The 13,802-nt window shown below is 70.6% G+C and carries 10 protein-coding genes; 6 read left to right on the top strand and 4 right to left on the bottom strand.

The annotated features are described in order from the left end of the window. The first annotated feature begins 5 nt into the window (after positions 1-5). Positions 6-1,394: an MFS transporter gene (locus VHC63_10720; GenBank protein HVV37065.1), complete on the top strand. Its 1,389-nt coding sequence runs from the start codon at positions 6-8 to the stop codon at positions 1,392-1,394. Further along, the gene (locus VHC63_10715) at positions 1,391-2,410 is read left to right on the top strand and encodes a hypothetical protein (GenBank protein ID HVV37064.1); all 1,020 of its coding nucleotides are present in this window, start codon (positions 1,391-1,393) and stop codon (positions 2,408-2,410) included. The genes VHC63_10720 and VHC63_10715 overlap by 4 nt, the downstream gene beginning before the upstream one ends. 137 nt (positions 2,411-2,547) lie before the next feature. On the opposite strand, the gene VHC63_10710 is transcribed toward VHC63_10715, so the two are convergent. Then, on the bottom strand, positions 2,548-4,008 hold the full coding sequence (locus tag VHC63_10710) for an NAD(P)/FAD-dependent oxidoreductase (GenBank protein HVV37063.1): 1,461 nt from the start codon (positions 4,006-4,008) through the stop codon (positions 2,548-2,550). Then, the gene (locus tag VHC63_10705) at positions 4,005-5,033 is read right to left on the bottom strand and encodes a Gfo/Idh/MocA family oxidoreductase (protein HVV37062.1); all 1,029 of its coding nucleotides are present in this window, start codon (positions 5,031-5,033) and stop codon (positions 4,005-4,007) included. The genes VHC63_10710 and VHC63_10705 overlap by 4 nt, the downstream gene beginning before the upstream one ends. A gap of 74 nt (positions 5,034-5,107) precedes the next feature. On the opposite strand from VHC63_10705, the gene VHC63_10700 reads away from it, so the two are divergent. Then, entirely contained in the window at positions 5,108-5,953 is an 846-nt protein-coding gene (locus VHC63_10700; GenBank protein ID HVV37061.1) for an MBL fold metallo-hydrolase, read from the top strand. 175 nt (positions 5,954-6,128) lie between these two features. Here the strand turns inward: VHC63_10700 and VHC63_10695 are convergent, their stop codons facing one another. Next, the gene (locus tag VHC63_10695; protein ID HVV37060.1) at positions 6,129-9,107 is read right to left on the bottom strand and encodes an ATP-dependent DNA helicase; all 2,979 of its coding nucleotides are present in this window, start codon (positions 9,105-9,107) and stop codon (positions 6,129-6,131) included. Beyond that, positions 9,104-11,509 (bottom strand): PD-(D/E)XK nuclease family protein, encoded by a 2,406-nt coding sequence (locus VHC63_10690; protein ID HVV37059.1) that lies wholly within the window; start codon positions 11,507-11,509, stop codon positions 9,104-9,106. The genes VHC63_10695 and VHC63_10690 overlap by 4 nt, the downstream gene beginning before the upstream one ends. A 46-nt stretch (positions 11,510-11,555) precedes the next feature. Between VHC63_10690 and VHC63_10685 the strand changes: the two genes are divergently transcribed. The 3 genes from VHC63_10685 to VHC63_10675 are packed head-to-tail and all read left to right on the top strand — an operon-like array spanning position 11,556 to position 13,779. Next, complete coding sequence (locus VHC63_10685; protein HVV37058.1) at positions 11,556-12,260, top strand: DNA alkylation repair protein; 705 nt, start codon at positions 11,556-11,558, stop codon at positions 12,258-12,260. Next, entirely contained in the window at positions 12,257-13,474 is a 1,218-nt protein-coding gene (gene purT / locus VHC63_10680) for a formate-dependent phosphoribosylglycinamide formyltransferase (GenBank protein HVV37057.1), read from the top strand. Before VHC63_10685 ends, purT begins: the two co-directional genes overlap by 4 nt. Beyond that, on the top strand, positions 13,474-13,779 hold the full coding sequence (locus VHC63_10675) for an antibiotic biosynthesis monooxygenase (GenBank protein ID HVV37056.1): 306 nt from the start codon (positions 13,474-13,476) through the stop codon (positions 13,777-13,779). Before purT ends, VHC63_10675 begins: the two co-directional genes overlap by 1 nt. The last annotated feature ends 23 nt before the right edge of the window (positions 13,780-13,802 follow it).

The following is a 13,802-nucleotide window of genomic DNA, read 5'->3' as shown; positions in this document are numbered from 1 at the left end:
TTGAAATGCTGTCGTACCTACGCCGCAAATTCGAAAGCGACACCAAGGGTCAACTCATCTTCCCGCTGGTCGTGCTCTCGGCGCTGTACTTCTTCGACGAGTTCGACACCTCCGCGTTCGGCACGCTGGCCCCCGAGATCCGCCATGCGTTTCACCTCTCGGTCGACGACTTCACCAAGCTGATCATCATCAACGTGTCGGTGACCGTGCTGCTCGCGGTGCCCGTCGGCTACCTCGGCGACCGCGTCAACCGCACGCGCCTCGTCGTGTACTCGGGCATCGTCGCCGGCATCTTCAGTTTCGGGACGGGTATCGCCGGCACCGTCGCGCTGTTGACCTTCGCCCGTTTCGGCAACGGCGTGGGCCTGCTGGCCAACGTGCCGGTGCACAACTCGCTGCTGGCCGACTACTACACGCCTGACGCCCGTCCGACGGTGTACGCCAATCACGCCAACGCCGTGCAGGTGGCCGCTGTCATCGCCCCCGCGGTCGCCGGACTGATCGCGTGGCAGTTCGGCTGGCGCGCCGCGTTCTTCTTGCTGTTCATCCCCGTCCTCATCGTCACGATCATCGCCACGCGCCTCGACGAACCGGTGCGGGGCGCGACGGACGTGGGCGGCGGTGAACTGCGCGAGTTCGCGCTACCGCCCAAGTTCTGGGAAGCGGCCAAGGTGCTGTGGGGCGTCAAGACACTGCGCCGCTCGTTCGTCGCCGCCGTCTTCATCGGCGCCGGGATCATCCCGCTCGTGGGCTATATCGCCCTCTACTTCGAGAAGGTGTACCACCTGAGCGTCATGGAGCGCGGGGCGCTCGGGTCGGTGTCCGCGGTGTTCGCGTACCTTGGCATTCAAGAGGGCGGCAAGCGCACCGCCGGCTGGTTCGCCCAGGGAATGGGCGTGCCCGTCAAGCGCATCGGCATCGTGCTGGCGGCCATCGGCGGAGGTGTGGCCCTGTTCGCCGCGTCGCCGTGGCTCCCGCTGTCGCTCGCGTTCGCCATGGCGACCAACTACATCATCGGCATGTTCTCCGCGCCCCTCGCCGCCATCCAGGCGTTGGTGAGCCCCGCCCGCGAACGCAGCCTGGCGTTCAGCTTCGGTGCCATCTTCCTCGTGCTCGGCGTCGTGGTGTTCTACGGGCTCGGTCTGGCGAAGATCGCCGACGCCCACGGCTTGCGCTGGGGTGTCGGCGTGCTCGCGCCGTGGTTCTTCGTCGGCGGCATGGTGGCCTACAGCGCCCACAAGTACGTCGAGGGCGACGTACAGGCGGCGATGCTGAAGTCGCACGCCGAGGCCGAAGCCGCCCGCGCCGAGTACGAAGCGGCGCACGTCGTCGTGGTAGACGACCATGTGACGCCGGCCGTTGTGCTCGAGATCGACGAAGAAAGCGACAAGTGACCGAAATCCCTCGCCCCAAGCTCACTGCTCTCGACGAGGGCCTGTGCCACCAGATCCCCGAGCCGTTCCCGACGCCGTTCACGGATCATCCGCACTGGCGCGAATCGCTGTTCTTCATCGTGCACAACCCCGAGCGACTCGACGACGTGGTCATCCTGACGCTGGCGTCGTTCCCGACGCGGGGCGAGATGGACGCGCTGCAACTCGGCCGCATCGGCGACGCCCACACGTGGGGCCGCCACGTCCGCCACCTCGGCGACGACCCCCACGCGCTGGTGGCCGGGCCGGTCAAGATCGACATCGTCGAGCCGTTCAAGACCGTGCAACTCCACGTCGACGAGGACCCCGCCGCGCCCGTCGCCCTCGACCTCACGTTCAGCGCCCGCACGCCGCACTACGCCTTGCGCCGCGGCACGATGAAGTACCGCGACGAAACCATCTGGGACCAGAGCCACATGATCCAGAGCGGGTGGTTCAACGGGACCGTGCGCCACCAGGGCCGCGACATCGAACTCAAGAACTGGTGGGGCCAGCGCGACCATTCGTGGGGTATCCGCGATCACGCCCGCTGCCCGATGTGGATGTGGCTGGCGATCCAGTTGCCCGACGGGATGATCGGCGTGTGGAACTGGGAGATGCCCGACGGCTCGCTCGTGTTCCGCGACGGCGCCTTTTGCCCGGCCGACGGGGGCGCGCCCGTCCCCCTCACCGACTTCTCCTACGACCTCGACTGGATCGACGAATCAGGCAACGCCGTCTCGTATGAACGCGACGGCGAACAGGTCACCGGCATCGCCGGCCACGTCGACTTCGCCTTCGAGGACGGGCAGAAGGTCGCGATCGACACGACGGCGGGCCGGTGGGCGCAGCGCTACGGCCCCGTCGGCGGCGGGCTGAGCGAGGTCAGCGTCGAGACAAGCGACGGTCGCGTCGGTACCGCCATCTACGAGTGCACCGGGGCGTACCACCACCACTTCTTCCCGGTCCGCCGCTCCGACAACTTGCCCGGAGACTGACGTTTATCCGCCGGTGCCGGCGGGTATGTGGATCCAACGCAGCGGGCGACTTCCGGGCCTGGATCCTCTTCCGAGATTCCTGAGCTGGCAGCCACGGCGTTCTCGTCGTCGGCCCGGAATCCCCGCTGACTACTTCGCTAACCGGCCAGCGGGGAGCCGATTTCGGCGGCGACGCGGTGGCCGCTGCGCACCGCGCTCTCCATGTAGCCCGCGAGGTTGCACGTGTGCTCGCCGGCGAAGCGCAGGCGCCCGGCTCCGTGGCGGAACGCGTTGAAGAACGGCGCCATCTGACCGGGTTTGAACACGGCGTAGCCACCGCCGGTGAACGGGTCGTTGTGCCACGCGTGGGTGGCCGTGCGCCGGGTGGCGAGCGACCGGGCCTCGGGGTACACGATGTCGACCTGCCGGGTGAACTCCGCGACACGCGCCGCGTCCGACAGCGACGCCGCGTGGCGCGCCGCGTCGCCGGTGACGAACTGCGCCATGACGCCGCGCAAGGCCGCCGCCCGTGAGTCGGTCTCCGACCACGCGATGGCAAAGGGCAGGTCGCTGACGGTGAACCCGGAGTACGCCTCCGGCGTCCAGAACGCCCGTTTGTACTCGCGCACGACCTTCACCGCGTCACCGAGGTCGAGACCGGCGACCGCCGCGGCCAGTGCGGATGGAAGCGCAGGCGCGAACGTGATCGCCCGTAGCGGCCGCGGCGGCGCGGCGACCACCGCCCACGCCGCGTCGATGACCGAGCCGTCCGCCGTCGTGACGCGCACGCCGTCGGCACGATGCTCGACGCGGCGCACCGCCTGGTTGAGCCGCACCCGTGACCCGAGGGCGTGCGCCATCGCTTTGGGTAGCCGGCTGTTGCCGCCGCGGATGCGGCGGGTCTCGCTGAAGATGTCGTCGTCGACGGGCGTGACGGCCTCGGTCGCGGACTGCGCCGCCTGCTGGGCGATGAACAGCAACGACACGTCGCGCGGCTCGGCGTTGTAGAGGCCGCGCAGCTGCACGCGCATCAGGAACTCGGCCTCGGGGCTCAACCGCTGGGCGCGCAGGAACTGCTCCAGTGACGTGGCGTCGAGCTGCTCGGCGCGGCGCGAGTGCTCGGGGTACGTGGGATCGACGCCGTCGCCGAGCGCCGACTCGGCGTCGTAATAGCGCAGGACGTCGCGCAACACGCCGCCGTTGCGGCGCGCCAGCATGAGCGGCAGCCGCGTGCGCGCCCCATTGCGATACACGACGGCGTCGTAGGGCTTCTGCGGTGGGCGACGATCGGTGAGCAGGCCGAACCGGTGCACGAGGTTCAGCAGCGCGTGGTGGCCTTCGTCGATCGACTCGCCACCGAGTTCCGCGTGCAGCCCATCCGAGAACGGTTCGTACGCGGTGAAGACGCGCCCGCCGACGCGGTCGCGCGCCTCGAGCACGACGACGTCCCACCCCACCTCGACGAGGTCGAGTGCGGCCGTGAGCCCGGCGAGGCCGGCGCCGATGACGGCGACGCGCCGCGCCGTCACGGCGCGGGGCTCCGCGGTGAACACCCGCGGCACGCGCGCCGCCGCCACCCCGGCGAGGGCGCCGCCGAGGAACTGGCGCCGGGTGATCACCGGTTGCGGTACACGTCGGTCACGACGTTGCCGCCCCCGTCGGCTGAGGCGTACAGGGCGTCGACGATCTGATGCGCGGCGATGGCGTCACGCAGCGTCGGCGTCGCCGCGCCGGCGTCGCGCACGGCGGCGAGGAAGTCCTGCTCGAGCGACGGCATGTCGTCGCCGGCGGCGTGCAGGAACGCGAGGGTGTCCTCGCCGTCGACGACGTGCTCGGCCTCGCCGGTGAACTGCCACCGCACCGGACCGAGCCGGTCGCCTTCGAGCTTGACGTAGAGGTGGTCGCAGAACACTTCGACGTGGCGGAGGCTGCCACGCTCGAGTATGTCGTGCCACACCGACGTCAGCTGCACCACCGTGCCGTTGGCGAACTCGAGGCGGGCCGCGGCGAGATCGTCGATGCGGTCGTAGCCGTGGTGGTAACGGCACGTCGCCGACACGGCGGCGACGGGGCCGAAGATCCACTGGAGCATGTCGACGTCGTGGATCGAGTGCTCGAGCAGGGTGCCGCGCCCGGCCAGCGACGAGTCGACCCGCCACGTCGAGGCATAGAACCCCTGGTTCGGGATGTACTGATCGTCGCGGAACACGACGGCGATCGTCTTGCCGGCGCGCGGGTCGTTCACGAGCTGCTTGAGGACACGGAACGCCGGCGACGTCCGCAGCACGAGACCGACCTGGTTGACGACTCCGGCCGCTTCGACGGTCTCGGCCATGCGCGTCGCCGCCGCGGCGTCGAAGGCGAGCGGCTTCTCGCAGAAGATGGCACGGCCCTTGGCCGCCGCTTTCGCTACCAGCCGTTCGTGCTCGGCGGTCCACGTGGTGATGAACACGGCGTCGACCATGTCAAGCAGGGCGTCCTCGTCGACGACGTCGGCCCCGAAACGTTGCGCCATCACGCTGGCACGCTCGCGATCGGGGTCGCAGACGGCGACGATCTTGTGCGCCACGTCGACGTCGCGCAGCATCCACGTGTGCACACCGCTGATGAGGCCGGCACCGTAGAACCCCAGCCGGATCGTCATCGTCTCCCCCGTCCCCGTGTGACTTTTGACACCTTCGCCAAACTTAGGTGTTCGAGCGCATAACGTTTGTCTCCTTGCGAGTCACATTCTGCGGCGTACGGGGCTCAACGCCGGCTCCCGGGCACCTCTTCGCCCGCTATGGCGGTAACACGTCGTGCGTCGCCATCACCGCGGCCGAAGACGAATTGCCGACGCTCGTGCTCGACGCCGGCACCGGACTCAGCCGGCTGTCCGCCGACCTGCACGGCCAGCCCTTCCGCGGATCGATCCTGCTCGGGCACCTGCACTGGGACCACACGCACGGCCTGCCCTTCTTTCCCGCCGGTGACAACCCTGACGCCTATGGCGTCGTCTACCAACCCGCGCAGGGTGATCCGATCGAAGTGCTCACCCGCGTGATGAGCCCGCCCCACTTCCCCATCCCGCCGACCGAGCTACGCGGCCACTGGGCCTTCGAGCCGATGGAAGAAGGCCATCACCAAATCGAGGGCTTCGACGTCGAGGCGCGTGAGATCCCCCACCGTGGCGGGCGCACCTTCGGGTTCCGTATCTCCGACGGCCGCTCGACCATCGCGTATCTCTCCGATCACTGGCCGCTCGACTACGGACCCGGCCCCCACGGCGAAGGCGAGTTCCACGCCACCGCCCTCGAGCTCGCCGACGACGTCGACCTGCTGATCCACGACGCGCAGTACACCCGCGCCGAGTTCCCCGCCCGCGCCCACTTCGGTCATTCGACGATCGACTACGCCATCGAACTCGGCGAGCGCGCCAAGGTCGGCAAGGTGGTGTTGTTCCACCACGACCCATCGCGCACCGACGACCAACTCGACGCCGTGGTCGCCGTCAACCAGCACCACGCCGTGCCGGTGATCGCGGCGGCCGAAGGTCTCTCACTCGACCTCAGGAAGCGGCACTGACTGTTTTCTCTCGAGCAGCAATGCCCGGCAACGTCAGCCGGTCGGCCGCTTTCCCGTAACGGCACTTTGGCGACGCTTTCTGGGGGCGAATTCGGCTCCGAGCACCGGTTTCACCCCGACAAACGGGCGTGAGTCTTGTGCGTCCCCAAACTCCCGAGAGGACCCGGAACGAACCTCAGGAAGCGGCACTAGGACACACCGCGGCGAAATCGCAGCGGGTGCACCAGGCGCCGGGGTTGGTGGCGGCGTCGTGGTTGTCGATACGGCCGGCGCTCGCCGCCAGCTCGCGGCGGGCGGTGTCGACGATCTCGGGCGACAGCGGCACGTCAACGGTCGTCGCCGGCGTGCCGTCGCGGTGCAGGTAGACGAACGAGGCGCGCAACGAGTCGGCCTTGTGCCCCCAGGCGTCGACGGCCGCCACGGCGTACACGTGCAGCTGGGTACGCGCCGAGGGGTCGCCGTCGGCCGGTGGGCGGCCGGTCTTGAAGTCGACCAGCTCGACGTGGCCCTCGGCGTGGGCGTACACCCCGTCGACGCGGCCCCGGATGATGTGGCCGCCCACGAGCAGCTCGAAGGGTGCCTCGACCGCGGCGGGCACCAGCGCGGCGTAAGGCGAAGCGGCGAAGGACTGCTGCAAGCCCGCCACGATCCCCTGCGACTCGGCGTAGTCGGTGTCGAGGAGCACGCCTTGGGGGCCGTGGCGCGTCTCGATCCAGCGGTGCACGATCGTGCCGACGGCGGCGGCCACCGAGGCGCGGCGCGGCAGCGGGCGCACCGTCGACCAGTGGAACTGGCGCGGGCAGCGGGCGAAGGACACGAGCGAGCTCACCGACAGACCCAGCGGTGGTGGTGGCGGCGCGGCCACGGGCGCAGCGGCGACGTCGAACAACGTCATCGGGAGCTCGGCTGGGCCCTCCGGCGCCTTGCGCCCGCGCTTGGCGGGCGGCGCCGGCGGCGGCACAACCGCGGCGACCGCCTCGCGTTGATTGGCTTCCATGGCCACGACGCGCGGATCGCGTTCGGTCGGGTCGTGGCGGTAGCGCTCCACCACGAGGTCGCGTTGCGCGGCGGCGAACTCGTAGAACTCGGACGGGCCCTGCGGCGTTGCCGGCCCGCTGTACCACTGCGCGGCAGAGAGCACGAGGCGTTTGCGGGCCCGCGTGCAGGCGACGTAGAACAGCCGCCGCTCCTCGTCGAGGTTGCGCTTGCGCACGATGTCGGTCATCGCCGCGCCGCTCGACACCTGACTCCAGTGCGGCAGCCCCTCGGTGTCCTCGCGCACCCACCACGGCAGCGCCGCGGCCGACGACTCGGGGTTGTCACCACCGCGGCTGGGCGACGGGAACTTCTTGCCGGCAAGCCCGGGCACCCACACTTCGTCGAACTCGAGACCCTTGGCCTGGTGCACGGTCATGACCTTGACGGCGTCGACCTTGCCCGGCGTGGCCTCGCCGAGCTCCTCCTCGGACTCCATGACCATGGCGATGTACTCGACAAACTCGCCGATGCCGCCCGCGCCTTCGATCGGGGCGTAGCGCTGCGCCAGGTCGCCGAAGCGCAGCAGGTTCTCGCGCGCGGTGTCGTCGCACACGGCCCACAGGTCGGTGCGCCGGGCGATCTCGTCGCACAACTCGGCGAGCGGCACGCGCTCGGCCGCCGCGGCCAGGTCGTCCCACATGGCACACAGTTCGTCGAGGCGCACGACGGCGGCATGGGACAGGCCCTCGACGTTCGTCCGGTCGCGCACGGCGTCGGCCAGCACCATCGGGGCGCGATCGCCGTTCACGATCGACTCGTCGATGAGGCCGCGGGCGTGGCGGGCCAGCGCCGCGATGTCGCGATCGCCGATCCGCATGGCAGGTCCGCGCAGGAGGCGCACCAGCGGCACGTTGCGCCGCCGGTCGGCGAGCAGTTCGAGCCAGGCCAGCAGGTCGACGATTTCGGGACGCTCCAGCAACCCGCCGATGCCGATCACCTCGACGGGGATGTTGCGCCGTTCCAATGCGCCGGTGATCGGCGCGATCAGCGAACGCGTGCGGCACAGGACGGCGCACTCCGACCACGTCGTGCGGCCCTCGCGCACGGCAGCTTCGACGTCGGTGGCGATCTGATTCGCCTCCTCGACCTCGCTCGCCGCCAGGAAGCACTCGATGGCATCGGGCGCGGCGGCGTCGTGCGGGAACAGCGTCTTGGGCAGCGCCCCGGCGACGAGCCCCTGGATGCGGTTGGCGAAGGCGACGATGTGCGAGCCGCTGCGGCGGTTGAGCGTGAGCGCCCGCAGCTGCGTGGGCGCGAAGTGGTCGGCGAACTCGACGATGTTGCGCACGTGCGCGCCGCGGAACGCGTAGATCGACTGCATGTCGTCGCCGACGGCCGAGACCACGCCCCCGTGCTGGTAGATCGACGTGAGCAGCACGCGCTGCGCGTAGTTGGTGTCCTGGTATTCGTCGAGGAGCGCGTACTTGCGCTGCTGGGCGATGCCGGCGGCAATGTCGGGATACGTCTGTACCAGTTCGACGGCGAGGCGGATCTGGTCGCCGAAGTCGAGCAGACCGAGGCGCTTCTTGGCCGCCGCGTACCTTTCGACGACCTGGCACAGCTCGGCGCGGCTGCGCGCCGTCTTGTGAATGTGCTGGCGCGACGCGTTGCTCTTGAGCGTGGCCTTGCAGTCGGCGAGCACCTTGTCGACGTCGACGAGGAAGTCGTCGATACGCGCCGCCAGGGCGAGGGCGTCGGTGATGACCGAGGCGGGGAAAAAGGAACTGCGCTCTTCGAAGGTGTAGCTGTCGTACTCGGCGAGGCACAGCTGCCACGCCTGGCCGCGGTTGATCAGGCGCGTCCGCGGCGGCAGGTCGAGTTCGAGCAGGTGCTGTTCGACGAGCGACGCCGCGAAGCCGTGGTACGTCGACACGAGCACGTCGGTGTCGGCGCCGAGGCGGCCGCGCACGCGCTTGGCCAACTCGGCGGCCGCCTTGTTGGTGAACGTGAGGGCGAGGATCTCGGACGGGTCGGCGCCGTGCGCGACGAGGTGCTCGATACGCCGGGCGATCGACTCGGTCTTGCCCGACCCGGCGCCGGCGATCACCAGCATTGACGAGTCGGGGGCGTGCTCGATGACGGCTCGCTGTTCCTCAGTAGGGACGAACTCGCTCATCGGGCCCCCACGTCGCGCCCGGCGCGCTGCAGCGGGCACAGGCGGTGGTAGTCGCAGTGGTCGCAGTCGGCGGTGGGCAACGGCTCGAGTTGCTCGGCCAGCATCTGGGTGGCGGCGTCGAGAATGCGCCCCTCGGCCCGCGTCTCGTGGTCGGCGGTGATGGGCTGGCTGAAGGTCTTGTTGAGCCGGATGTAGCGCAACTCGAGGCGCGTCGGGGTGCCCTTGGCCGCCAGTTCGGGCGACCGCAACGCCGCGAGGTAGTACACGGCGAGTTGGAGATCGTCGGCGACCTCGGACTCCTTGGGGGCGTGGCGACCCGTCTTGTAGTCGACGATGGCGAGGCCGTCGGTGGTGTGGTCCCAGTCGACGCGGTCGATGCGGCCCCGCACGGTGTGGTCGCCGACGGCGACGTCGAACTCGTGCTCGACCTCGACCACGTCGGCGCGGTCGAAGCGCTGGCCTTCCATCTGCCACCACGTGGTCAGCACGTCGCGCAGTTCGCGCCGCGCCTGGTCGCGCTGCGGCGCGAACGGGGCGATGTCGTCGCTCCACAACTCGTCGGCGAGGTCGAGCAGCGCTTCGAAGGAGTATTCGACGGTCGAGCCGGGCGACAGGAACCGCTCGAGCACGTCGTGGACCAGGCTGCCGAAGTCGGCCCACACCGACGTGGAGTCGGCGAGGCGCAGCACGCTGTCGTAGAACCAGCGCCGCGGGCAGTCCTCGAAGGTCTGGAGTTGCGACGCCGACAGCCGCAGTCGCCGCGAGGGGTGAATCGGCGTCGCGGTGTAGGTCAAGGGCCGCGCGGGGTACGGCCGCGGCTGCGCCCACGCCGGTGCCGCTTCGGTGAACGGCAGCTGCTCCACGTAGCGACTCACGAGCACGCCGGGTTGCGGGGCGGCGACGCAGGCGACGCGCGGCGCGCGCGACATCGCCACCCGGAACCGTTCGCGCTGGGCGGCGATGGCGGCGCGGCGCCGCGCCGGCGCGTCGAGGGCGAAGTCGCGCCGCGTGACCGCGGCGTCGAACCATCCGCCGTCGCCGACCGGGCGCGGATATTCACCTTCGACGCACCCGGCGACGGCCGCGAACTGCCAGTGGACGCCGACGGCTTCTTCGGGCGTCACGACGGCCACGCCCGATTCGCCCGGCGCGTCGTACCAGAGGGTGAAGTCGTCCTCGGCCAGGGCGGTGGCCAACTCGAGGATGGTGGCGCTCGTGCCGGCGCGGCCCGCCACCCAGCGTTGCGTGGCGCGATCGAAGGCGCACAGCGCGTTGAGCGCCCGGTCGACGGTCGGTTCGGGCGCGACGAGGTCGGCCTGGGCCGCCAGGTCGCGCAGCGCGCCCGCGATCCAGTCCTCGACGAACGGGCCGGCGGGCGCGGCGCCGTCGGCCTGGGCCAGCGCGGCGCGCAGGCGGCGCACGACGGGTTCGGCGTCGCCGTCGGCCAGGCGGATCTGCACCGGGATCTCCCGGCGCTGGAGCGCCCGCGTGACGGCGCGCGCGATCGGCGCGCTGCGACGCGGGACGACGACGACCATGTCCTCCCACGCCACGGCGTCGGCCCTCGCCTCCAGCAGGGTGCCGACGACCGCGTCGGCCTCCATCGAGGGATGCCGGCACCACACCAGGTGCGGTGCGGCCGCCGGCCGCGGCGCCAGGTTGACGGCGTCGTCGACGGTGGTGTCGCTCCTGAGCGCGCGGGTGACCTCACAGCCGCGCGCGGCGTAACCATCGACGAGTTCGGCTTCGGCGAAGGTCAGCGCGTGGGCGTCGTCGACGATGATCTCGGCGAAGCGATCAGGCTCGACGTGGTCGAGCGCAATGCGCAACGCGTCGCTTAGGTCGATGCGGTCGTGCGCCCGCAGCGCGTCGGCGTAGCGCCTGCGAAAGGCGACGAGTTTGTCCCACCGCGCCCGCGCCCCTACGGCCTCGGCGTTGGTGAGCGCCGCCTCGGTTGAGACCTCGGCGTGGGCCAGGGCGTCGATGCCGTCCTGCACCGCGGCGACGAACGCCCGCCGGGTGGCGAGCGCGCCGGCGGTCGGCCAGTCGGCGGCCACGAAGGCGTCGGCGATGGCCGCCCGGCGCGCCGCGCCGCCCACGGCCGTGGCGTCGGCCCGCGCCGGCACGTTCCGGCGCACGAGGTCGAGCGCCAAACCCACCGGCGTGGACACGAGCAGCGGCCCGAACCCGGTGCCGCCCGAGGCCGTCACCATGCGGCGGCGTACGTCGGCGGCCGCGCCCGGATGGGCGACGAGATACAACACCCGGCCCGGCCCGTGGAGGTCGGCCAGCCGCCGCCAGCGGGCGACGAGCGCGGCGGTCTTGCCCGCCCCCGCCGGTCCGGCGACGCGCGGCGGACCATCGGCCTCTACTACGGCGCGCTGGTCGGCGGTCAACTCCACGAGAGGTGAAGGTACCCGGCGGGTGTGACACGTACGATCGGCGGCGGTGGCGGCGGACCGGGCGCTGATCAAGGAGCTGCGGGCCGCGCTCCGGGCCGAAGCCGACCCGTCACGCGCCGCGGGCGCACAGGCCTACATGAAATCCTCGATGCCGTTCCTCGGCCTCACGGTGCCCGTCATGCGGCGCATCACCAAGGACGTGTCGAAGGCCCATGTGATGGGCGACGCCGACACGTGGCGCGCCACCTGCCTCGCGCTGTGGCGCAAGGCGGAATACCGCGACGAGCGCTACGCCGCGCTCGAGCTCACCGGCCACAAGCCCTACCAGCGTTTCCAGACCTCCGGCTGCATGCCGATGTACGAAGAATTCGTCGTGGACGGGGCGTGGTGGGACTACGTCGACCTGGTCGCCATCCACCGCATCGGGCCGCTGCTCGTCGCCTACCGCGACGAGATCGAGCCGATCGTGCGCGCCTGGTCGACGGATGCCGACATGTGGAAGCGGCGGGCGTCGATCATCTGCCAGGTCTCCGCCAAGGGCGACGTCGACCTCGGCCTCCTCTACGACTGCATCGAACCCAACATGGCCGACAAGGAGTTCTTCATCCGCAAGGCCATCGGCTGGGCGCTGCGCTCCCATGCGTGGCTCAACCCGGGCGAAGTCGAGCGCTACGTCGCGGCGAACGCCGACCGGTTGTCGGGACTCTCGAAGCGCGAAGCGCTGAAGAACATCGGCAAACTACGGAAGTGACCGCGCCGCTCGTCCCCATTACTCCTATCGGCACGCCGCTGACGAAGCAGGCCGTCCGCGTGCTGCTGCTCGGGTCGGGCGAGTTGGGCAAGGAAGTGGTGATCGAACTGCAGCGTCTCGGCGTCGAAGTGATCGCGGTCGACCGCTACGCCGACGCGCCCGCGATGCAGGTGGCGCATCGGTGCCACGTCGTCGACATGCTCGACGGCGCCGCCATCCGCAAGGTCATCACCGAGGAGCAGCCGCACCTCGTGGTGCCGGAAGTCGAGGCGATCGCCACCGACGAGTTGGAGCGACTCGAAGCCGAGGGCCAACGCGTCGTGCCGACGGCGCGCGCCACGCGGCTGACAATGAACCGCGAAGGCATCCGGCGCCTGGCAGCCGAGGAACTCGGCCTGCCCACTTCGCCGTACCGCTTCGCGTCGAGCGAGGACGAATACGACGCCGCGATCGCCGAGATCGGCGTGCCGTGCGTGGTCAAGCCGGTGATGTCGTCGTCGGGCAAGGGCCAGTCGACCGTGACTGCGCTGGCTTCGGCGCGCGCCGCGTGGGACTACGCGCGGGCCAACGCCCGCGTGCCCGGGCAGCCGGTCATCGTCGAGGGCTTCGTCGAGTTCGACTACGAGATCACATTGCTGACGGTGCGCCACGTCGACGGCGTGACCTTCTGCCCGCCGATCGGCCATCGTCAGGAAGACGGCGATTACCGCGAGAGCTGGCAGCCCCAGGCGATGTCGGCGGCGGCGCTGGCGGCCGCGCAGAACGTGGCGGCCAGGGTGACCGAAGCGCTGGGCGGTTGGGGCGTGTTCGGCGTCGAGTTGTTCGTGCGCGGCGACGAGGTGCTGTTCAGCGAGGTGTCGCCGCGCCCCCATGACACCGGCATGGTGACCATGATCAGCCAGCCGCTGTCGGAGTTCGCGCTCCACGCCCGCGCCATCCTCGGGCTGCCGATCACCGACGACAACGTTGCGATCGTGGCGCCCGGCGGCGCCGGGGCGTCGGCCGTCGTGCTGGCGGGTGGCTCGGGCGCGCCGACCTATGACGGGCTCGACGACGCGCTGCGCGTGCCCACGGCCCAAGTGCGCATCTTCGGCAAGCCGGACGCGCCCAAGAAACGCCGGCTGGGCGTCGCGCTCGCCGCCGGGTCTTCGACCGACGAAGCCGTGGCACGCGCCCTCGCCGCCGCCGCGCACGTGCGGGTGGAATTCTCCTAGTGGCGGTGCTGACGGTGTTCCGGTCGCGGCTGGCCGACGGCGCCTACGACGCCGGCTACGAGGCGCGCGCCGAGGAGATGTTGCAGCGGGCGCGCGCGATGCCGGGGTTCGTCGAGTTCAAGTCGTTCACCGCGCCCGACGGCGAGCGCGTGTCGATCATCCAGTTCGACTCGGCCGAGTCGCACCAGGCGTGGGCGCGCGACGTCGAGCACCGGGCCGCGCAGCGCGAGGGCCGCGACGCGTTCTACGCCGAGTACCGCATCGTCGTGGCCGACGTCACGAGCGACCGCAACTGGTCCCGGTGATCTGGCGCGATCGCGCCAGCGAA

It is taken from the genome of Acidimicrobiales bacterium (assembly GCA_035546775.1).
Lineage (GTDB): Bacteria > Actinomycetota > Acidimicrobiia > Acidimicrobiales > JACCXE01 > JACCXE01.
The sequence above is the reverse complement of the archived record's forward strand: the minus strand, read 5'-3'. Positions and strand labels throughout refer to the sequence as shown.

Bases quoted from the DNA above. Each gene is read 5' to 3' on its own strand.
- VHC63_10720 (HVV37065.1), top strand. From the start codon at position 6: ATGCTGTCGTACCTACGCCGCAAATTCGAAAGCGACACCAAGGGTCAA.
- VHC63_10695 (HVV37060.1), bottom strand. From the start codon at position 9,107: ATGAGCGAGTTCGTCCCTACTGAGGAACAGCGAGCCGTCATCGAGCAC.
- VHC63_10705 (HVV37062.1), bottom strand. From the start codon at position 5,033: ATGACGATCCGGCTGGGGTTCTACGGTGCCGGCCTCATCAGCGGTGTG.